Annotated in this window: 23 protein-coding genes; 11 read left to right on the top strand and 12 right to left on the bottom strand. The window is 70.4% G+C overall.

Annotated elements, in window-relative coordinates; all coding sequences use genetic code 11:
• The first annotated feature begins 69 nt into the window (after positions 1 to 69).
• A complete protein-coding gene (locus ABD292_RS02820; protein WP_344204951.1) occupies positions 70 to 1,089 on the top strand; it encodes a helix-turn-helix domain-containing protein in 1,020 nt (339 codons plus the stop codon).
• A 13-nt stretch (positions 1,090 to 1,102) separates the two neighbouring features.
• On the opposite strand, the gene ABD292_RS02815 is transcribed toward ABD292_RS02820, so the two are convergent.
• Genes ABD292_RS02815 through ABD292_RS02790 form a run of 6 tightly spaced genes read right to left on the bottom strand, consistent with a single transcriptional unit; the run spans position 1,103 to position 7,292 of the window.
• Positions 1,103 to 1,861 (bottom strand): SDR family NAD(P)-dependent oxidoreductase, encoded by a 759-nt coding sequence (locus ABD292_RS02815; RefSeq protein ID WP_344204950.1) that lies wholly within the window; start codon positions 1,859 to 1,861, stop codon positions 1,103 to 1,105.
• A gap of 25 nt (positions 1,862 to 1,886) precedes the next feature.
• Complete coding sequence (locus ABD292_RS02810) at positions 1,887 to 4,163, bottom strand: tetratricopeptide repeat protein (protein ID WP_344204949.1); 2,277 nt, start codon at positions 4,161 to 4,163, stop codon at positions 1,887 to 1,889.
• Positions 4,164 to 4,182: 19 nt separating this feature from the next.
• Positions 4,183 to 4,938 (bottom strand): SCO6745 family protein, encoded by a 756-nt coding sequence (locus ABD292_RS02805; RefSeq protein WP_344204948.1) that lies wholly within the window; start codon positions 4,936 to 4,938, stop codon positions 4,183 to 4,185.
• Between the two features lie 49 nt (positions 4,939 to 4,987).
• Entirely contained in the window at positions 4,988 to 5,800 is an 813-nt protein-coding gene (gene dapF, locus ABD292_RS02800) for a diaminopimelate epimerase (protein ID WP_344204947.1), read from the bottom strand.
• Between the two features lie 9 nt (positions 5,801 to 5,809).
• Positions 5,810 to 6,715, bottom strand: a complete 906-nt coding sequence (miaA, locus tag ABD292_RS02795) for a tRNA (adenosine(37)-N6)-dimethylallyltransferase MiaA (RefSeq protein WP_344204946.1) — start codon at positions 6,713 to 6,715, stop codon at positions 5,810 to 5,812.
• 40 nt (positions 6,716 to 6,755) lie between these two features.
• Positions 6,756 to 7,292 (bottom strand): methylated-DNA--[protein]-cysteine S-methyltransferase, encoded by a 537-nt coding sequence (locus ABD292_RS02790; protein WP_344204944.1) that lies wholly within the window; start codon positions 7,290 to 7,292, stop codon positions 6,756 to 6,758.
• Between ABD292_RS02790 and ABD292_RS02785 the strand changes: the two genes are divergently transcribed.
• From ABD292_RS02785 to ABD292_RS02750, 9 genes are all read left to right on the top strand, one after another.
• Complete coding sequence (locus ABD292_RS02785; RefSeq protein ID WP_344204942.1) at positions 7,291 to 8,205, top strand: ribonuclease Z; 915 nt, start codon at positions 7,291 to 7,293, stop codon at positions 8,203 to 8,205. The genes ABD292_RS02790 and ABD292_RS02785 overlap by 2 nt on opposite strands.
• A 701-nt stretch (positions 8,206 to 8,906) precedes the next feature.
• A complete protein-coding gene (locus ABD292_RS48870) occupies positions 8,907 to 9,377 on the top strand; it encodes a replication initiator (RefSeq protein ID WP_425564975.1) in 471 nt (156 codons plus the stop codon).
• A complete protein-coding gene (locus ABD292_RS02780; RefSeq protein WP_344204941.1) occupies positions 9,284 to 10,042 on the top strand; it encodes a replication initiator in 759 nt (252 codons plus the stop codon). The genes ABD292_RS48870 and ABD292_RS02780 overlap by 94 nt, the downstream gene beginning before the upstream one ends.
• Complete coding sequence (locus ABD292_RS02775; RefSeq protein ID WP_344204939.1) at positions 10,030 to 10,599, top strand: flavoprotein; 570 nt, start codon at positions 10,030 to 10,032, stop codon at positions 10,597 to 10,599. Before ABD292_RS02780 ends, ABD292_RS02775 begins: the two co-directional genes overlap by 13 nt.
• Before the next feature lie 4 nt (positions 10,600 to 10,603).
• A complete protein-coding gene (locus ABD292_RS02770; RefSeq protein ID WP_344204938.1) occupies positions 10,604 to 11,803 on the top strand; it encodes a helix-turn-helix domain-containing protein in 1,200 nt (399 codons plus the stop codon).
• 108 nt (positions 11,804 to 11,911) lie between these two features.
• Positions 11,912 to 12,256 (top strand): hypothetical protein, encoded by a 345-nt coding sequence (locus ABD292_RS02765; protein ID WP_344204937.1) that lies wholly within the window; start codon positions 11,912 to 11,914, stop codon positions 12,254 to 12,256.
• 31 nt (positions 12,257 to 12,287) lie between these two features.
• Positions 12,288 to 12,752 (top strand): hypothetical protein, encoded by a 465-nt coding sequence (locus tag ABD292_RS02760; protein WP_344204936.1) that lies wholly within the window; start codon positions 12,288 to 12,290, stop codon positions 12,750 to 12,752.
• Between the two features lie 55 nt (positions 12,753 to 12,807).
• Entirely contained in the window at positions 12,808 to 13,350 is a 543-nt protein-coding gene (locus ABD292_RS02755) for a winged helix-turn-helix domain-containing protein (protein ID WP_344204935.1), read from the top strand.
• Positions 13,260 to 13,886, top strand: coding sequence for a transposase (locus tag ABD292_RS02750; protein ID WP_344204934.1), 627 nt, complete (start codon positions 13,260 to 13,262; stop codon positions 13,884 to 13,886). Before ABD292_RS02755 ends, ABD292_RS02750 begins: the two co-directional genes overlap by 91 nt.
• Before the next feature lie 14 nt (positions 13,887 to 13,900).
• On the opposite strand, the gene ABD292_RS02745 is transcribed toward ABD292_RS02750, so the two are convergent.
• Both ABD292_RS02745 and ABD292_RS02740 read right to left on the bottom strand, forming a co-directional pair.
• The gene (locus ABD292_RS02745) at positions 13,901 to 14,140 is read right to left on the bottom strand and encodes a KTSC domain-containing protein (protein WP_344204933.1); all 240 of its coding nucleotides are present in this window, start codon (positions 14,138 to 14,140) and stop codon (positions 13,901 to 13,903) included.
• Positions 14,141 to 14,144: 4 nt separating this feature from the next.
• On the bottom strand, positions 14,145 to 15,989 hold the full coding sequence (locus tag ABD292_RS02740) for an AAA family ATPase (RefSeq protein ID WP_344204932.1): 1,845 nt from the start codon (positions 15,987 to 15,989) through the stop codon (positions 14,145 to 14,147).
• A 342-nt stretch (positions 15,990 to 16,331) separates the two neighbouring features.
• Between ABD292_RS02740 and ABD292_RS02735 the strand changes: the two genes are divergently transcribed.
• Positions 16,332 to 16,787: an MBL fold metallo-hydrolase gene (locus tag ABD292_RS02735; RefSeq protein ID WP_344204931.1), complete on the top strand. Its 456-nt coding sequence runs from the start codon at positions 16,332 to 16,334 to the stop codon at positions 16,785 to 16,787.
• Here the strand turns inward: ABD292_RS02735 and ABD292_RS02730 are convergent.
• From ABD292_RS02730 to ABD292_RS02715, 4 genes are all read right to left on the bottom strand, one after another.
• The gene (locus tag ABD292_RS02730; RefSeq protein WP_344204929.1) at positions 16,763 to 17,413 is read right to left on the bottom strand and encodes a class III extradiol ring-cleavage dioxygenase family protein; all 651 of its coding nucleotides are present in this window, start codon (positions 17,411 to 17,413) and stop codon (positions 16,763 to 16,765) included. The genes ABD292_RS02735 and ABD292_RS02730 overlap by 25 nt on opposite strands.
• Before the next feature lie 49 nt (positions 17,414 to 17,462).
• Entirely contained in the window at positions 17,463 to 18,209 is a 747-nt protein-coding gene (locus tag ABD292_RS02725) for an isocitrate lyase/PEP mutase family protein (protein ID WP_344204928.1), read from the bottom strand.
• A 104-nt stretch (positions 18,210 to 18,313) separates the two neighbouring features.
• Entirely contained in the window at positions 18,314 to 18,895 is a 582-nt protein-coding gene (locus ABD292_RS02720; RefSeq protein ID WP_344204926.1) for a hypothetical protein, read from the bottom strand.
• Positions 18,896 to 19,813: 918 nt separating this feature from the next.
• On the bottom strand, positions 19,814 to 20,158 hold the full coding sequence (locus tag ABD292_RS02715; protein WP_344204925.1) for a PepSY domain-containing protein: 345 nt from the start codon (positions 20,156 to 20,158) through the stop codon (positions 19,814 to 19,816).
• Between the last annotated feature and the right edge of the window lie 17 nt (positions 20,159 to 20,175).

The raw sequence follows: 20,175 nt of genomic DNA, 5'->3' as shown, positions 1-20,175 counted from the left end.
CCGCCCGCCCCTCGAACAAGACCTCCGTCCGCCTGTGGACCGCCGGAGCCGGCCCGCCGTACGCTCGTGATGGATCATGGCCTGTTCAGAGAGGTCGGCATGGCGCAGCGGCGCTTACTGGAAGGGCTGGGGGTCACCGTCGCCGAGGAGACGGCCTACCGCGCCCTGCTCCGGCACGGCCCCGCGACCCTCGGCGAGCTGGCCGCCGAGACCGGCTCCTCGGCCGCCGCCGTCCGCCGCGTGCTGCCCCGCCTCGAGGACCTCGGGCTCACCTCCCGCGTCGCCGGCCGGCCGCTCCGGCTCGTCGCCACCCCGCCGGACATCGCCGTCGACATCCTCGTCGCCCGCCGCCAGGAGGAGCTGACCCACAGCCGCGCCGCCGCCGCGCTGCTGGCCACCGAGGCCGCCGGGCGCGGCGGGCCGCAGCCTGAGGAGGTGCTGGAGGTGGTGACCGGGCGCGACGCCGTCGCCCGCCGCTACCTCCAGCTCGAACGCGACGCCATCCGGGAGCTGCTGGTGCTGGTGCATCCGCCGTACGCGGTGGACATCGGCGACGGCCACCGGCCCTCGCGCCGCGCCGCCCGCAGGGGAGCGCCCGTCGTCCGCGGCATCTACAGCCCGCTCGCCTTCGAGCAGCCCGGCATGCTCGCCCACACCCGCCGCGCCGTCGCCGACGGCGAGCAGGCCAGGCTGGGCGAGGTGCCGGTCAAGCTGGCCGTCGCCGACGCCCGCACCGCCATCCTGCCGCTGGCCTCGGACGAGGACCTGGCCGTCGAGAGCGCGCTCGTCGTGCACCCGTCAGCGCTGCTGGACGCCCTGGTCGGGCTCTTCGAGACGCTGTGGCGGGCCGCGGTGCCGCTGCGCCTGTCCGAGGACCGCCTCCAGCCCGACGGCCGGCCCCGCGCCCCCGACGCCGAGGTGCTCGCCCTGCTCGCCGGCGGCATGAAGGACGACGCCATCGCCCGCCAGCTCGGCCTCAGCCCGCGCACGGTGCAACGCCGCGTCCAGGTGCTCTGCGAACGCCTCGGCGCCCGCACCCGCTTCCACGCCGGCATCCTCGCCGCCCGACACGACCTGCTCAACGAATGAACGAGCAGCACGCCTAGGTGAGCAGGAAGCCGCCGTCCACCGGGAGGACGACGCCGGTGACGTAGGAGGACGCCTCGCTCGCCAGGAACACGGCGGCGGCCACCAGCTCGGCGGGGTCGCCCGGCCGCCGCATGACCACCCGCGCGTCCACCATCTGCTCGAGGTAGCCGGGCCGGTATTGGTCGGTCATCTCGGAGGCGAAGAACCCCGGCTCCAGGCAGTTGACCCGGATGCCGCGCCGCCCCGTCCACTGCTGCGCGAGGTCGCGGGTCAGCCCGGCGAGCGCCGCCTTGGAGGCGGTGTAGGCGGCCTGCGGCAGCCCGGCGGTGCTCTCGGCCAGCACGCTGCCGATGTTGACGATCGACGAGCCCGGCCGCATCACCCGCGCGCACGCCTGCGCCATCCAGTAGGCGCCCATCAGGTTGACCTCGACCACCTGGCGGAACTCGGCGGGCATCTCCTTCAGCGCGGGGACGGCGGTGCCGAGCCCGGCGTTGTTGACTAACACGTCGAGGCCGCCGAGGCCCTCGACCGCGGCGGCGGCGAGCGCCTCGCAGTCCTCGGGCTTCGCCACGTCGGCGGGCACGACCAGGCACCGGCGGCCGGTCTCCTCGACCAGCCGCCGCGTCTTCTCCAGGCGGTCGGCACGCCGGGCGCCGATCACGACGTCGGCGCCCGCCTCGGCCAGGCCGCGGGCGAAGGCCACCCCGAGCCCGGACGAGGCTCCGGTGACGATCGCCACCTTCCCGTCCAGACGGAACCGCTCCAGCACCCGCGCCGCCCTTCTCCGTTTTCGCCTACAGGCCGTATTCCTTGACGATGCGCTCGTGCCGGCCGACCTCGACGTCGATCTCGCGGGCGAGGTCGAGCCAGGCCAGCGGGTGCACCCACCGCTCGGTGGCGTCGTCGAGCAGGGCGTCGACCTCCTGCGGGCTGACGTCCGGCGGCACCGCGACCCAGCCGAACACGCCCGGCAGCGGCTCGCCCGAGGTGGGGTGGGTGACCTTGTAGTTCTCGTCGCTGTAGACCCACATCGGCCAGCCCCGCTCGGCCATGACCTCGGTGAACTCGGCCCAGTCGGACTCGCTCGGCGCGGCGCCGTCGAAGAAGTAGCTGGTGTAGCCGCCGGGGCGCAGAATGCGTACGGCCGCGAACGGCGGCACGAAGTTCTGCTGCTCCTGCGGGTCGTCGGGCACCGGCTCCAGCAGCTGCGGGTCGAAGACGACCAGGTCGCCGGCGTTGTAGTCCATGCCGCGCGGCTGCGGCAGGGCCAGCCGGGCGGTGGCGGGGCCGGTGCGGATGGACAGCACCTGGCGCTGGCCGCCGTCGGGCGCGGGGAGGATGACCCGGATGAGGCCCATCTCCTCCTCGATCGGGCCCTCCTTGGACTTGACCGGCATGCCGATCTTGGCGGCGCCCTTGCGGACGATGTCCCAGTCCTCGGCGGAGGTGGCCATGACGATCATGCGCCAGACGTCCTCGTCGGCCAGCTCGTCAAGGACCTCCACCAGCACCTGGGCGGCCCTGGCGTTCTGGTCGAGCTGCTGGGCGGCGCCGGACAGCAGGCGGCGGGCGTCGATGCCGGCCCCGGCCGCGACGGCGTGCTCGGCGGCGTCGAGCGCCTCCGGCCAGCGCTCGCGGGCGCTGTGCAGGCGGGCGAGCGCGACCTGCTGCGCGGCGTGCGGCAGCAGCGCGGCCATCTGCTCCAGCCGCTCGTCCTGGCGGGCCTCGATGAGCAGGGTGGTGAGGTAGGCGACGTCGTCGGCGTCGGCCTCGCCGATCTTGCCGGTGTCGACGAGGGTCTTCCAGTAGATGTCGGCGCCGGCCGCGGGGTAGCCGAGGAAGCCCAGCGTGGTGGTGTGGCGGCGGGTCGCCTCGATGTCGTCGCCGGACAGCGGCGCCAGCCAGCCCACCCACTTCTCGGGGTCGGCGTTGAAGCCGTCGGCCGCGTCGAACAGGCCCACCCGCTCCTCCAGCGTGCCGGGGGCCTCGTGCTCGGCGGTGGCGTCGGCGGCGGCCCGCAGCGCGGCGATGCGCTCGGTGAGGTCGTCGCCCGCGCGCAGCTCGGCGGTGCCGGACTCGGCGACGTCGGCCAGCAGCCTGGCCTGCCAGACGCCCTTGCGGCCGACGGCGAGGTCGCCGGCGATCAGCGCGAGCTCGACCCGGGCGCGGTAGCCGCCCATCATGCCGAAGTAGTCGATCCACTGGCGCAGCACCCGGCCGAGCTGCCAGGTGTTGGTGATCTGCGCGGAGCCGGCCATCAGGGCGACCGCGCGCGACCACTCGACGAACACGCGCGGGTGCTCGCCGACCACGTCGAGGTCGGGCAGCGCGTCGACGGCCTCGGCGACCCGGCCGAGCGTGGCGAGGATCAGCGCCCGGCGCACGCCGTCGCGGTGCTCCTTGGCCACCGGGTCGTCGGGCTGGTGGCCGGAGGCGGCCTGCAGGGCGTCGAGCGCGGCCTCGGCGCGGCCCGCGGCCAGCAGCGCGCGGGCGTGCTCGGCGCCGAGCTCCCAGCTCGGCGCGCGGCCGGCGGTGCGCAGCCGCTCGGTGGCGGACTCGGCGTAGCTGACGGCCTCGTCCGCCTTGCCGGCGTCGATCAGCGCGGCGACGTATTGGGTGACGAGGCCGGTGAAGGCGGGTCGCTCGGGGCTCAGGGCCTCCAGGTGGGCGCCCAGCGTCTCCAGGCGCTCGGTGGCGTAGCCGGGGCCGTCGGTGTTGGCCAGGGCGATGGCGAGGGCCTCGACCGCCGCCGGGGCGGACGGGCACTCGCGCACGTCTTCGCGCTGGGCGAACGCCAGCAGCTGCCGCGCGTCGTCGAGCGCGACCGCGCCCTGGGCGCGGTCGCCGATGCGGCCGACGAGGTGCCAGTAGCGGGCGTAGAACTCCAGCCAGGGCAGCTCAAGGGTCTCGGCCTGCTGCGCGATGGCGGGGGCCATGACGTCGAGCTGCGGGTATCGGCCCTCATAGGCCTGTGCGGGAAGGTCTCCCAGCGCCATGGCGAGGCCAACGTTGCCCGCCTCGGAAAGCTGCTGCTGGGTGTCGCCGACCCAGGCCCAGATGTCCACGTCCATGGGCAGTCAGTCTGCCAGGTCAACGAGCGTGCCCAAAACGCAGAAGGCCGATCAGCTCGTCCGTTTCGCTGTCGCCGAGCACGGAGAAGACCGGCGCCATGAGATCGTCGGTGCGCTCCTCGGCCTCGGCCCGGCGGGCCATGAGCTCAGGAGTCGGCTCGGGGTAGGGCTCCGGCCAGGAGAAGAACTGGGCGATCCGGGTGCCGGTGGCCTGTCCGAACGGGGTCGTGTCGTGCTCGGCGGCGAGCGTGGCCTCCAGCGGGTGCAGCCCGGCGGCGAGCACGACGTTGGCGTGCAGGCCGCCGCGCAGCTCGCGTACGCAGTGCATGAGCTGGACGGCGCGTGCCGGCGGGTCGTCGGCGAGCGGCACCGCCCGCCAGCCGGCGAACAGCGGCGCGCCCACGGACGACGCCGCGGCGACCACCGGCTCCAGCAGCTCGGCGAGCCTGGCGCAGCCCTCGTATCCGCCCAGCTTGCGCCGGCCCCAGGCGCGGCACACCTCTGCGTAGACCTCGACGGCGCGGTCGGCGGCGAGTTTGCGGCCGCCGTTCCAGCTCTCCTCGACGTGCTCGCGCGGGAAGAAGACGGCGACGGAGTGGACCACGTCGGCGTCGCACTCGCCGAGCACGCCGCAGCGGCCGCGGAAGTAGAGCTCGCGGGGGCCGAGGCCGTGCTCCTCGCAGGCGGCCTTGGCCTCCCGGGAGACCATGAAGCCGCCGCCGAGCTGCCCGATGGGCGCTTTCACCTGGACTGCGGTCGTGCGCGGGTCTGCCATGCCCCACCTCTCGGTTCGGGAATCAGACCCAGCATGCCTCAGCAGAACATCATTCTGCAAGCATGAGCTCGCCGCTGGCCACGATCACCGCCGGCCCGGACAGGTAGCTCGTCTCCTCTTCGAGGATGACGGTGAGCGTGCCGCCGAGCACCTCCACCGTCCAGGTGCCGGTGGTGTCGCCCGACAGGGCCGCCGCCGCGACCGCCGTCGCCACCGCGCCCGTGCCGCACGCGCGGGTCTCTCCCGAGCCGCGCTCGAAGACGCGCATCACCGCGCGGCTGACGCCCACCGGGTTGAACAGCTCGATGTTGACGCCGCTCGGGAAGACGCCGGTGTCGAAGCCGGGCTGGTGCGTGAGGTCGAGCTGGGCGACCGGATCGCCGATGGGGCAGGCCAGGTGCGGGTTGCCCATGTCGATCCGCATGCCGGGATAGTCGATGCCGCCCACGTGGGCCGTGCTCTCGCCGAGCACGTTCGGCTTGCCCATGTCGACCGTGACGTCGCCGTTCGGCTCCAGGTGCACCTGGCGCAGGCCGCCCCGCGTGGCGACGGCGAACCCGGAGGAGTCGGCGAGTCCCGCGTCGATGAGGTAGCGGGCGAAGACGCGCACGCCGTTGCCGCACATCTCGGCCATGCTGCCGTCGGCGTTTCGGTAGTCCATGAACCACTCCGCGGCGGACGCCTGCCCGGCCACCTCGTGGCTCCGCTTGGTGCGCACCACCCGGAGCACGCCGTCGGCCCCGAGTCCCGCCCTCCTGTCGCAGATCCTGGCGACGAGCGCGGCCGTCACGTCCAGCTCGCCGTCGTGATCGGGCAGGATGACGAAGTCGTTCTCGGTGCCGTGACCCTTCAGGAAGCGCATATTGCAAGTTTAGGGTGCGGGGTGTCCGGGGATCTCGGCGAGGGAGCGCTCGACAAGATCAGGGGCGTCGTACGGCAGCCACCGCACCCGCGGATCGCGCCTGAACCACGACTCCTGGCGGCGGGCGAAACGCCTGGTCGCCCGCACCGTCTCGGCCCGGGCCTGCTCCTCGCTCCACTCGCCGTTCAGGAAACGGATCACCTGCGCGTAGCCGAGCGCGCGGCCGGCCGTACGGCCCTCGGCCAGGCCCTGACCGAGCAGCGCGCGCACCTCCTCCACCAGGCCCGCCGCCCACATCCGGTCCACCCGGAGCTCGATCCGCTCGTCCAGCACGGGGCGCGGCACGTCCAGGCCGATCTGGACGCTCGGGTAGAGCGCGTCGTACGACGGCATCGTGGCCGAGAACGGCCGGCCCGAGTGCTCGATCACCTCCAGCGCCCGCACGATGCGGCGGCCGTTGCCGGGCAGGATCGCCGAGGCGGCGGCCGGGTCGAGGCCGCGCAGCCGCTCGTACAGCGGGGCCGGGCCGCGCTCGGCAAGCTCGGCCTCCAGCCGGGCCCGGATCTCGGGGTCGGTGCCGGGGAACTCCAGGTCGTCGAGCGCCGCCCGGACGTACAGGCCGCTGCCGCCGACCAGCACCGGCGTCGCGACCTTGTCGAACACCTCGCGCGCCAGCCGTTGGTACTCGGCCACGCTCGCGGTGACCGTGACGTCCCAGATGTCCAGCAGGTGGTGCGGCACGCCGCGCATCTCGGCGGGCGTCAGCTTCGCGGTGCCGATGTCCATGCCTCGGTAGAGCTGCATGGAGTCGGCGTTGACGCACTCGCCCCCGAGGCGGAGGGCGAGCTCCACGGCGAGGTCGGACTTCCCGGCCGCGGTGGGGCCGACGACGGCGATGACAGGCTGCTGGCGCACACGCACCAGTCTGTCGGAGGCCGGGGAGTGTCCGAGCCGCTCAGAGATCCAGCAGGGTCGGCTGCAGGTAGCCCTCGTGGGTGAGCAGCCACCGCTTGGTCTCCACGCCCACGCCGCCGCTGAACCCGCCGAGCCCGGTGCCCGCGATCACCCGGTGGCAGGGCACGAAGATCGGGATCGGGTTGGAGCCCATGATGGAGCCGATGCCCCGGGCGGGCACGCTCGTGCCGCTGAGCTTCGCCAGCTCGCCGTAGGTGACGGCGGACCCGTACGGGACCGCGTGCAGCGCCTGGAGCACCCGCCGCCGCGACCCCGCCATCAGCCGCCAGTCGATCGGCGTGCGGAAGGCGCGCAGCTCCCCGGCGAAATACGCGTCGAGCTCGGCGACGGCCGAGGCCGTACGATCCGGATCATGCACCTCGACCAGCCCGAGCCGCTCCGCCAGGCCCGCGCCGGAGCCCCAGCCCGACGCCACGAGCCCCGTCTCCGTGACGGCCAGCGTGAACGCGCCCACCGGCGTCGGCACCTCGGCCAGCGCCACCGTGCCCGCCGCGCCGGTCTCAGTGATGGTCATCATGTCCTCTCGTGAGCTCGTGGTGCTCGGCACCTCCAGCGCCGTTCCCACCCGACACCGTAACCACAACGGCTACCTCCTGCGCTGGGACGGTCAGGGTTTCCTCTTCGACCCCGGCGAGGGCACGCAGCGGCAGATGGTGCACGCCGGGGCGCGCGCGAACGACGTGCACTGGCTCTGCGTCACGCACTTCCACGGCGACCACTGCCTCGGCGTCCCCGGCGTCGTGCAGCGCATCGCCCGTGACCGGGTGCGGCATCCGGTGCGGGCGGTGTTCCCGGCCTCCGGGACGACGTACTGGCGGCGGCTGCGGCACGCCGCCGCCTTCGCCGACACCGACGTGATCTCCGAGCATCCCGTCTCCGGCCCGCTGGCCGCGATCGGGCCGCTGACCGCGCGCCGCCTGTCCCACCCCGTGGAGTCGTACGGCTACCGCGTCCAGGAGCCGCCCGGCCGCCGCATGCTGCCCGCCAGGCTCGCCGCCCACGGCATCCGCGGCCCCGAGGTCGGCGAGCTGCAGCGCAAGGGCTCCGTACGCGGCGTCACGCTGGAGGAGTGCAGCGAGCCCCGGCCGGGGCAGGCCGTCGCCTTCGTCATGGACACCCGGCTCTGCGACACCGTCTTCGAGCTGGCCAACGGGGCCGACCTGCTGGTCATCGAGGCCACGTTCCTGTCGGGGGAGAGCGCGCTCGCCAAGGAGTACGGGCACCTGACGGCGTACGAGGCGGGCCTCGTGGCGGCCGACGCGGGCGTGCGGCGGCTGGTGCTCACGCACTTCTCCGAACGGTACGGCTTCGACGACGAGCCCGCGTTCGTCGCCGAGGTGCGGCGCAGCTACGACGGGGAGGTCGTGCTGGCCCGCGACCTCATGAAGGTGCCGGTGCCGCGGCGTCAGTCCCACAGCGCGGCGAAGTAGCCGACGCCGTAGGGGGCGTCCCGCGCCAGCAGCGCCGTCATTTCCAAGATGGAAGTACGCAAGATGCAGCGCCGGGTGCGCCGCTCCCACCAGGCGCGAGCCGAGCAGGGCAAGCCGGTGGGCGGGCCTCGCCCCTTCGGCTGGCTGCCCGACCGCGTGACGCTCGATCCGGAGGAGCCCCCTGTCCTTCGCGCAAGGCCGCGCTTGAGTTCGCGGCCGGTCGCTCGCTGGACTCGATCGTCAAGGAGTGGCAGCGCCTCGGCGTCGTCACCTCACGGGGCAACCCCTGGATTCGGATGTCCCTGCGGTCCGCTCTGGAGAACCACCGCTGTGCGGCTGGCGGATGATCGGCGGGGAACTTCGTCCGTGACGCCCCACGGCATCCCCGTGGTGGGCCAGTGGGAGCCGATCCTGTCGCCCGACGAGTGGCGGGCTGTCATGGTTGTGATGGACAAGCGGAAGGGCACCGGGTCAACGGCGATGGAAGCGTCGGCGCGCCGATACCGACCGACGAGCGCGAACACCGGTACCTGCTGTCGGGCATCGTGCGCTGCGGCAAGCCGAAGGACGGAGACGGCCGCAATGGTCCGACGAGAAATGGCAGCGGATCGGGGTCATAAATCGGGATCATGAGTGACACCGGCGACCATCCTGGCTCAGGTCAAGGGGTGGCGGCATGAAGCCAGCGGGAGAAGTCGGGCATGGAGGCTCGCTGGAGAGCGGCCCTGATGTCGCAACCCGTCCGGCTCCACGGCGAACGAGTGACCGTGGATGCCGGGACGGGTGAGGCCTTGGACATCTACCGCACGGCCGACGAGTCCACCGGCTTCCTCCTCACGGCCTGCGGCAACCGGCGCGCCTCTCGCTGCCCGGCCTGCTCGGCCACCTATCGGGACGACATGTACCACCTGACCATCTCCGGCCTGCGCGCCACGAACGCGATGACCCCCACATCGGCCAACCGCTGTGCGCGGACTGCTACGACTACCGCAGTGCTGTCCTGTGGAACGCCCACGCGGGCGAGCTGTGGCGGCGCTTCACCCAGGCGCTACCCACAGCGCTGGCCCGGCTCGTCGGCATGCGCCGGGCTGCTCTGCGGCGTCTGCTGCGCATCTCCTACGCGAAGGTCGCCGAGTATCAGTCGCGGGGCCTGGTCCACTTCCACGCTGTGATCCGCCTTGACGGCCCCGACGGTCCAGCCGACCGCCCCCCGCCGTGGGCGACGGTCGCCCTCCTGGACCGCGCGATCAGGGACGCCGCCCGCTGCGTCGCGGTACCCATGCCCGGCGGTTCCGGAGCTGATCTGATGTGGGGTGACCAACTCGACGTCCGGCCCGTCTACGTCTCGACGGAACTGGACGGCGTGAGTGATCAGCGCGTCGCCGCCTACGTGGCCAAGTACGCGACCAAGGGCGCGGAGTCCGCCGGGACCGTGGACCGGCCCATCAAGAACGCGAGCGACATCGAACTCCTGCCCGTCACCGACCACGCACGCCGCATGATCTACACGTGCTTCGCCCTCGGCCGCCTGCCCGAATACCGGGAGATCTCGCTACGGCGGTGGGCTCACATGCTCGGCTACCGGGGCCACTTCTCCACGAAGTCACGCCACTACTCGATCACGCTCGGAGACCTGCGCCGGACTCGGGCCGAGTACCGCGCCGAGCAAGCGCGTCTTCTCCTCGGCCTACCGGCACCGGACCCGGACAAGGCCCTCACCTTGGCGGAGTGGTCCTACGCCGGAAGCGGTCACCGCCACGGGGAGGCGTTCTGGGCCGAAGTCACCCGCAACCGGATCGCCACAGCGAGGCGAATCGCCAAGCAATGTTCGGATTAGGATCATGGCTTATGGGACCTGTGCCAGCGACGCGCGGCGTTCTCTACGTGATCGCGTGTGGGGCGCCTGCGGCTGCCCATGTGCATGACCTGGTTCTGTTGGCTCAGGCCGCCGGATGGCAGGTGCATGTCGTCACGACCCCGATGGGCGAACGCTTCGTCGACGTTCCGCGACTGGAGCGATTGACCGGTGACCGAGTTCGCAGCACGTACCGGATGCCGGACGAACCGAAGGGGCTGCCCCCGGCCGACGCGGTGGTCGTCGCTCCGGCCACGTTCAACACGATCAACAAGTGGGCGGGCGGGATCGCCGACACGTTCGCGGTCGGGCTGCTGTGCGAGGTGATGGGCTTCGGTGTGCCGATCCTGGCCGTGCCCCTGCTCAAGGCGGCGCTCGCCCGGCACCTGGCCTTTGCCCGCAATGTCACCTGCCTTGAGGAGATGGGCGCGCGGGTCCTCTTCGATCCCGACGCCCCGCCCGAGTTCCGCATGCCATCCTGGGAACGAATCATGCAGGAGCTGCACAGCGTGGTCGGAGAGCGACACTCGCGGGAGTGATGTCATGGACGCCCGGCAGGAGATCGGCCAACGTATCGCTCGCGCACGCCGTCGGCGGGGCCTGTCACAGGCCGTCCTGTCCGGCCTCGTCGGCCGCTCCGAGAGCTGGCTCAGCCAGGTGGAACGAGGCCAGCGCTCGGTGGACAACCACACCGTGATCAACGCCCTCGCCGAGATCCTGGGCCTGGCCGTCGACGAACTCACCGCGAAGAAGAGCACCACCATGACGCGATACGAGGCCGCCCCCGGCATCCGGAGGGCCATGATGGGGTACGACGGCCTGTCCTCCTCCATTGCCCCCCACCTCGCGGGAGGGTCGGTGGAATCCCTCCTCTGGCTCCAGCATGAGATCCGTAGAGTGAACGATCTCTATCAGGCGACGCGCTACGACGAGGTCGGCCGCCGGCTGCCACGCCTGATCGTGGCGACGGAACTGGGCAGCCGTCACGCTCCCGCAGGTGCTCGCCGGGCCTATCAGACGCTCCGCTCGCTGACGTACCACTGCGCCACGACGACGCTGCGGCGAGTGGGCGAACCGGAGCTGGCGTGGGTGGCGGCGGATCGTTCTCTCGCCGCCGCCGAAGAGGCCGAACGGCCGCTGCTGGTCGCCGTGAGCGCGTACCGGCTCGGCTATGTCCTGATCCGGCTGCATGAGACGGAGCGGGCGCTACAGCTCGTCCTCCAGGCCGCCGACTCGCTGCGCCGTGGCCCGCGATCCTTGCCGGTGCTCGGCGCTCTCTACCTGGTCGCCGTCACGGCTGCTGCGGCGGCCTACGACCGGGCCGGTGTCGAGACCTTCCTCAACCAGGCACGGCACGCGGCCGATGCGATCGGTGAAGATCGTAACGACTTCTGGACGGCCTTCGGCCTGACGAACGTGGCCATTCACGAGGTGTCGGCAGCCGTCGAGTTCGGCGACGCCCGGCGAGCGATCAGCACCGGGGAGTCCGTGAACCTCTCGACACTGGCCACGGGCCTTGTCGGGCGGCGGGCACAGGTGCACCTGGACTTGGCTCGGGCGTACTCGATGCAGCGCAAGGACGCCGCCTCGGTCAACATGCTCCTGCAAGCGGAACGGCTCTCCCCCGAACTCGTACGGTATGGCGGGCGGCCCCGCGAACTGCTGACGCAGTTGCTCAAGCGTGAACACCGGGCGAGCACGCCCGAACTCAGGCCGCTGGCACAACGCGCTGGCATCATCTGACCCGCACTTTTCTGCGGGTTCTTGACCTTCACAGCGTTGCGGGCTGTGCTGATCGTCGCTGCCTACGGTTCCTGCTGACCGGATTCCTGGTGTCAGGAGGCAGTACCGATGAGCGTTCCCGTCAAGCACGTGAACACGGCGGCTTTCCCTGTGGTGGCCGCCGAACGCTTGCAGGTGGCCCTCAAGGATCACGACGTTACCGCCGAGGTGCACGACGGTTACGGCTTGGCGCTGGTGTCGGTGTGGGTCGGCCTGGTGGTCTGGTGCGATGGCCAGTGGTTCTGGTGGCGCGTGGGCTGGAACGAGCAACGTAAACAAGTCATGTACGCCCGTCACCCGGCGGACGAACCGGCGCGGGCCGCTCGCCGGGTGGCCTTCCGCTATGCCGAGCTGTACCGGAACCATCCGCGCCCGGGGCCGATTGCTGATCTCGCCTCGTCCACTCGATCGTGAGCGTACGGTGATTACGTCGCATGCTCGGGTCGTGATCAAGCAAATGCTGCACAGCCCGTCGCGCACTCGTTACTTGGCCTCATGCCTGATCGGGCGGAAGGGAATCGTTGTCGGCCTCCTGCGCGATGGCACCCTGGCCTTGGTCGAACTCGACGGCGACGCCGACGAGGCGCCGTATGGGGTGCGCCGCTGGGCCGTGCACCTGGACGACCTGGAGATCTACGACGACGCTGCGCCGCCGAAGCAGCCCGAAAGGCATCGGCTCGGGATAACGGAAAGTGGCAGTGAGGTCGTCCATGCCGTACCTGCCGACTCGACCGACAGCCTGTGTGGTGAGGCAGCCAAGCCCTTGCCGGTCTTGGGATGGTCCATGCCGTTCGCGCCCACGGCTTCGCGAGCGTGTCCCGAGTGCGTGCATGAGCTGGAACAACTCGCCCAGTTGGTGGCTGGTGCATCCCACGACCACTTTTCCCCCCGCCCCCGATACACCGGTTGAAAGTGTAGAGTCCTAGCCTCGTGACGGATCGCGTTCGATGCGGTACGACCGGAGCATGCGGTACGGGCAAAGGGGTGGGTACACGCCCGCGGAGCAGGCGCGGCGGGAGCGTGTACGGCTGCAGGCGGCCGAGTGGTTCGAGGCCGGAGAGTCGACCAGGACGGTCGCGGCGCGGTTACAGGTGCACGAGCGGTCGGTGACCCGCTGGCGCAAGGCATGGCGGGAGGCCGGCAGACCGGCGCTGCTGTCCAAGGGGCCGGTGTCGAGGGAGAAGCTGTCGGACCGGCAGTGGGCGCGGCTGGATGCCGAGTTACGGCGGGGCCCACTGGCCTGGGGATATGCCGAGGATCAGTGCTGGACGCTGGGCCGGGTCAAGACACTGATTGGACGGCTGTTCCACATCGGCTACACCATCGAGGGCGTGGGCAAGCTGCTGCACCGCCACGGCTGGTCGGTGCAGGTCCCGGCCCGGCGCGCGATCGAGCGGGACGAGGAGACCATCGCGTTGTGGAAGGCCGAGGTGTGGCCCGCGGTAAAAGAACCGCGGCGGACCTGGGCGCCTACCTCTGCTTCGAAGACGAAGCCGGGCAAGGGCTGAGGCCGCCGAAAGGACGCACCTGGGCACCGGTCGGCGCCCGGCCGGTGGTGACGGTCCGCGGCAGAGGCTCGGGCCAAGTCAACATGGCCGGCGTCCTGGCCTTCCGGGACGGCGAACGGCCGCACCTGTTCTACCGCATGCACATCTACCACGGCCGCAGGGGCGAGCCCAAGACCTTCTCCTGGATGGACTATCGGGACCTGATCGTGGCCACCCACCACCATCTGGGCGCGCCGCTGGTGTGGTGCTGGGACAACTTGAACGTGCACCTGGCCGGCCAGCTCGCCGACTTCGCCGCCCAGAACGCAGACTGGTTACGTATCGTCCAGCTCCCCGCCTACGCTCCCGAGCTCAACCCCGCCGAGGGCGTGTGGTCGCTGCTCCGCCGGGCCTTGGCCCACTTCGCCGTCACCGACCAGCCAGGTCTGGTCCGGATCGTCAAACGCAAGCTGAGGAAGATCCAGTACCGGCCTCACCTGCTCACCGGCTGTCTGACCCAGACCGGGCTCACCCTCGATACCCCGGCAAAGCCATGACCGACTCTACGAATTTAACCTGGTACTCGCCGATATCGGTAGACCCCTTTTATTGTGCGAGCCAGGAACTGTCCTTTGCTGGGAGCATTCATCAATTCCAGGTGCACGTGTAGGGGGACGTCGGCATATTGGTATATGGATCCGTTCTTGAATCGGATCTCCAGTGTCTGTGTGAGCGCATCGTACCCAACGGAATCCAAGTTGGAAGAGACGACGTTTTTTCGGTCCACTTCAACAGGTCCTCTATGTAGCATTGGTCTATGCGTTATCGGCGGCGAGCTTGATCGCTGCGTCGATGATGTCTTTTAGAATCTGGGGTGCATCGGACGTGGCATTTATTGCCGCGTGACGGTACAAGGCGGCACTCTTCCGAGGACTTCCGGAACCGCTAAGTTGGAGGTGTGAGAGTGCCGTATTCCATTCTGGCCACTCGGAGAGCAAAGTTCTTTCTAGGTCGTACTCGAACGCGGCGTATCGCTCGTTGACCTGTGTGCTTGGGTAGTCCTCTTGAGGCGCGTTTAGCCGTCGAAGTAGGCGCCTGTTTTCGGCTTTGGCGACATCCTTGCCTTTGTCTCCGTCGAAAACTACGAAGCAGGGTACTCCAAATTCTCGTAGAATGGCGTGAGCAAGTGCCAAGTTGCCCTTTCCGTTAACCTCGGCGACCACGACTCCGTGTGCTGCAAGACCCTCACCGCGCAGGGCTGCACCTTCGAGCACTGCTCGCTCTGTGTCTCCCTCCGTAAGTATGACGGATCGTGCGAAGAGGGCCTCGGGTAGATACTCCAGGGCCAGCTTCGCCAAGTTGCGCTCAACTGACTCCTGTCTTACGTCTCCGGCCAGGGATTGCTGTACATCCTCTTGAGTGGCGGTTCGCACTATTGTCTCGTACATGCCCTTTCCTGTGGAGGGCTGTCTCGTGAGTCGTCTAATCTCAGGGATTCCGTCCGCCGCCAAGAAGTAAGGGGCGTGGGTGGCATAGGTGACTTGAATCCCGCGTTTGCGATCGCTGGCCAATCGTCGGAGAGCGGCTGAGAACGCGCGAGCCTGAACGGGATGCTGGAACAACTCGGGTTCCTCAATGGCCAGGCAGATGACACGGTCGGTAGCGATTGCCTTGCGTCGGGCTAGAAGCTCAAGAGCGGATATTATGAGCGCACGTTGGAAACCGTGACCCTGTCGATCTACTTGTGTCACTGCGGCCCCGTCTCGAACGCTCACTTCGAACTGCACCGGAGGCGGCTTATAGGTAGGGACGCGAGGCTCGACGTCTACTCGGCGTCCGCGTGTAAACTCTTCGACAGCATTGGTCAACTCGTTGGAAAGGTCGGCGAGTTGTTGAGTGAAATGTTTGGTGTGAACCTCGCTGTGGCGCTCCACCAGCAGGCTGCCCAATAGTGCGAGATCTTCCTCGGCTGCGGTCCTGTCGATGGCCTGCTCTAGAATGCGTCCGATCACCGAAGCTTTTGAGTCTTGGGTTTCCTCGACGGCCCTCAAGTCTGCGCTGACGAAGACATAATCGAAAAGCCCAGACATTACTGCCTGGCCATTGAATCCGAAGAAATGACCGTCTGCGCTTAGTTCCCGTGATGACAGGCTGCCCTGATTCTGGCTCTCCCACACGGTCAGTGCGGATTCCATATCCCTTACGCTGCGAACCGCCGGAAGATCGAAATCGGGTCGCTCCTCGCGAAGTGTTTTATAAGCAGCTCGTTTGTCCTCTGCAGAGCGAGCAGTCCTGAATGCGTCGAACAGTGGGTTCGTGAACGCTCTGGCTGAGATCTTTTCGACTCCAGACTCCCAGCGCCGCCAGATGGTGACCGTTTCCGCCCCGGCTGGCGCGTACTTTCCCAACGCGTTCCGATCTTCCGGTGTAAGATCACTGAACTCAACTTCGACCACGATTTGGCGGCGGCCGGCTCCAACGGCCACGTCGTCTTCCGTGAGAGGAGTGCTCGATGCGCCATTGAAGAACCAGTTGAGGGCGCGAAGCACAGATGACTTTCCGATGCCATTGGGTCCGATGAACGTTGTGATGTTGTCGAACTGAATGTCGACATCGCGCAGGCAGCGAAAATTCTGGATACGCACTCTCTTGACTCTCACGAGAGAAGCCAAGCGTATCGCCGCCCCCGGCCGCAACAGCTTTCACTATAACTGCTTCTGCTGTCTCGTCGCTTCGTGGGCAGAATCCCCGGAGTGGTAGCGGAAGCGGTGCAGACGATCTTCAGTTCTCCTTCCTGCATAGCTGCGCGTTATTTGTCCGCAATGAGGAGATTTGGCGGGTCGCATGTCGGCTGGGAAGAAGAATTGTTACAGCGGCAGTACATTGTGATCTGGCCCACGGTCTCTGTGATCCTCGGCTGATGCTGCATGTAAGGGCAAAGTGTCTGCGCCAGGGACACCGGCCGGCGGTGGGCATCGAGGCGGCTCCACCTCGGCCGCCGCATGCTGCCCGCCAGGCTCGCCGCCCACGGCATCCGCGGCCCCGAGGTCGGCGAGCTGCAGCGCAAGGGCTCCGTACGCGGCGTCACGCTGGAGGAGTGCAGCGAGCCCCGGCCGGGGCAGGCCGTCGCCTTCGTCATGGACACCCGGCTCTGCGACACCGTCTTCGAGCTGGCCAACGGGGCCGACCTGCTGGTCATCGAGGCCACGTTCCTGTCGGGGGAGAGCGCGCTCGCCAAGGAGTACGGGCACCTGACGGCGTACGAGGCGGGCCTCGTGGCGGCCGACGCGGGCGTGCGGCGGCTGGTGCTCACGCACTTCTCCGAACGGTACGGCTTCGACGACGAGCCCGCGTTCGTCGCCGAGGTGCGGCGCAGCTACGACGGGGAGGTCGTGCTGGCCCGCGACCTCATGAAGGTGCCGGTGCCGCGGCGTCAGTCCCACAGCGCGGCGAAGTAGCCGACGCCGTAGGGGGCGTCGCGCGCCAGCAGCCTGCCGCGCGGCGCGGCGCCGGTGGCGGCCCCGGCGAGCACCTGGAGGGCGGCGCGGCCGGTGGCCCACAGCCGGTCGGCCTCCGCCGGGTCGAGTGCGGCGAGCGCGGCCGGGTCGGCGGCGTCGAGCGCCCGCGCCACCCGGTCGTCGAACGGGCCGGCGGCCTCGTCGTACCTGCCGGGCGCCTTCGGGGTCAGGCAGGCCGAGCCGTCGGCGAGCACCAGCAGCCCCACCCGTTCGCCGGACGCGGCCAGCTTCTCGCCGAGCGCCAGGCACTCGGCCGGCGCGGCGTCGAAGCCCACGGCCTGGCAGGCGTGGGGCACGCGCCCGTCCAGGAGGCAGCGGCCCACGGTCAGCGACAGCGGCAGGACGGGCTCGCCCGTGCCCGCGCCGGCGTCCAGGCCCCAGGGGCGCAGGCTGCCCGCCGCGCCGCCCGCGTACGCCTCGCTGTCCGCGGCCCCGCCCACCACGATCAGCACGTCGGGACGGGCGGCGAGCACGCCTTGGACGGCGGCGTCGCAGGCGGCGCGGAGCCGGGGCATCCCGGTCACGATCAGCGGGGTTTGCGGGCAGACGGCCGCGGCGGCAAGCACGAGCGCAAGCGTACGCGGCCCGTCACCGCCCGCCCCTCGCGAGGGCCGCTCAGAAGGGGCTGCCGCCCGCCTTGACCTTGGCCAGCAGCGCCACGGTGTGGGCGTGAGCGAGCCGGTGCAGGCCGGCCCCGAAGCTGACGCGCGCCACGCCCAGCTCGGCCAGCCGCGTGAGGCTCGGCGCGCCCGGCCGGAACAGCACATTCACCGGCCGGCCGCCGAGCGCGGTCACCAGGGCGCGGATCTCGTCCTCGTCGGCGAGCATGATGGGGTAGACGCAGTCGGCCCCCGCCTCCAGGTAGCGCTCCGCCCGCGCGAGCGCCTGCTCCCGTGAGGTCGAGCCGTGCAGGTAGGTGTCCACGCGGGCGTTGATCACCAGTGCCTGGCCGGCCGCCGCCCGCACCTCGGCCAGGAAGTCCGCCTGCTCGCCCGGGTCGATCAGCTCGCCGGTGCGCGGGTCGCTGTCCTCCAGGTTGCAGCCGGCCGCGCCGGCCGCCAGGAGGCGTTCGGCCAGCTCGGCGGGCTTGAGACCGTAGCCGCGCTCGACGTCGGCGGTGACCGGCACGTCCACCGCGCGGGCGATGCGGGCCACGGCGGACATCATCTCGTCCACCGGGACGCGCTCGCCGTCCTCGTGGCCGAGGACCCGGGCGACGGCGGCGCTGCCGGTCGCCACGGCGGGGAAGCCGGCCTCCTGGACGGCGCGCGCGGAGGCGGCGTCCCAGACGTTGGGCAGGATCACGGGCGTTCCGGGCACATGCAGCCCACGGAGGACACCGGCGTCGTCGATCGTCGTCATGCCCCTGACCCTAGGCGCGAGGTGGCCTGTCTCGAAGGTCCAATGATGGCCATAACCTCCGGACCACTTCGCCCCTGCCGCCTCCCGGCGTCAGCGGAGGCGGTTCAGCAGCCGCTGGTGGCGCACTGGCCGGAGACCAGGCCCCCGGGCCCGTCGGCCGGACTGTCGGCCTCCGAGGACTGCGGGGCCTTGGTGGGCGAGGTGGTGGCCTTCTTGCCGTCGCCGGTCTGCTTCGCGCCGGCGCCGCTGGCGGAGTCGCGGCTCGTGGAGGTGCCCGTGCCGGTCGAACCCGTGTCGGCCGCGCGGCCCGGGTCGGTGGCGGCGTCGCCCATGCTGCCGTCGTCGGGCAGGCCGTCGTCGGGGGCGTCGGTGCGGGCGTCGCCCATGGTGGCGTCGTCGGCGGCGTCGTCCTGAAGGTCGTCCTGGAGGCCGTCCTGGGCGCTGTCGTCGCCGCCGGTGCCCTGCGACGGCCCGGCCTCCTGCCGGGTGCCGGGGGTGGAGTCGCCGGAGGCCACCACGTAGCCCGCGCCGCCCGCCGCGATCAGCGCGACGAGCACTCCGGCCGCGATGGCGGCGGTCTTCTTGGTCTTCTTCTGGCGGGCGGCGCCGCGATTGTTCTTCGCCGGGCGTGAATCGCCCGGCCCGGTCAGGATCTCGTGGTGATCCGGTGCGGTCGGATCTTGCATGAGGGTGCAGCTCCTCGCGGTCGTATCGGGGAAAGCTCGCCGGCTTCCGCGGGTGATGGACCACACTAGCCGCATCGGCGGAATGCTCGCACACCAATCACAAAGGAATCACGACTTGTCCCCCCTTAGATCCATTTCTGCTGGTAGCCGGGGTCGCCTCGGGTCGGTCGCCGGAGCGGCCGGAGTCCTCGCCACCGCGGTTGTCGGCATATTCCTGGCATTCAGCGGCGCACCTGGTCCGGCCCCCCGAAGTACGCCGGAAAACCAAGGGGAAACGCCGATTTCCACAAGATCGAATTCATCGGACAGCACTCCGCGCGTCACTCGTATGACATTGATCGCATCTCCAACGGATGATGATGGAACGCTCCAATTCGCGGTGAGAACGCCGGTTCCGGCTCCCTGGGTGCGCGCCGTGCCCTCCCCGGGAGCGCCGGCGGACACCCCGCCCTTCCCGGACCTCGCGTCAGTGCGGTCCGTCCCGGGCGCGCGGCCTTCACCGGGGGCGCTGCCCGCCCCTTCCGCGCTCCGGCCGGCGGAGCCGGGGCCACCGGCGGCGCCCAGGCGGCCGACGGAGCCCAGACCGCCGGCGGAGCCCAGACCGCCGGCAGAGCCGCGTTCGCTGACGGAGCCTCGCCCCCGTGGCGCCGAGCCCGCCGCCCCGCCGCTGGGCCCCCGCCGTACGGGCTCTCCCACGCCGCAGCCTCCCCCGGAGGCCCCGCGCGAGGAGCCGCGCCCCGCGCATCCCGGGACCCCGATCGACCCCTGCGCGACCTTCCACGACTTCCGCCGCGACCCCTGCTACGCCTACCTGAACCGCCTCACGCGCTGACCCCTCCGGAAACGGGACCGCCCGCCTCCCCCGTGAACGGGGGAGGCGGGCGGGACGTTCCACAAGGGGATCTCAGCCGGGCAGGGTCAGTCGTCGTCGCGGTCGCCGCCGTTGTCGTCACCGTTGCCGTCGTCGTCCTTGTCGGCCGCCTTGGGGGCGTGCGCGGTCACCTTGCCGCTGGTGGCGTCCACGTCGACCTCGTGCACCTGGTCGCCCTTGACGAGCTCCAGCTCCCACTTGCCGGAGTCGTCGTGGTCCACCTCGCTCACCCAGGCGCCCTGGACCTGCTGGTGGGCCAGCTCGATGGCCTTCTCGGCGGTGATCTTGGGGGCGGTGGGCGCGGCGGTCGCGGCGTAGGCGGCGGCTCCGCCACCCGCCAGCAGCGTGACGGCCCCGGCACCGATGACGATGAACTTCTTCGTGTTTCGCATGACCCAAGGACATCGCG

Origin of the sequence: Nonomuraea bangladeshensis, assembly GCF_039529455.1 — a bacterium.
Taxonomy (GTDB): Bacteria; Actinomycetota; Actinomycetes; order Streptosporangiales; family Streptosporangiaceae; genus Nonomuraea; species Nonomuraea bangladeshensis.
Note: the sequence above shows the minus strand (reverse complement) of the source record. Positions and strands in the feature narration are given on the sequence as shown.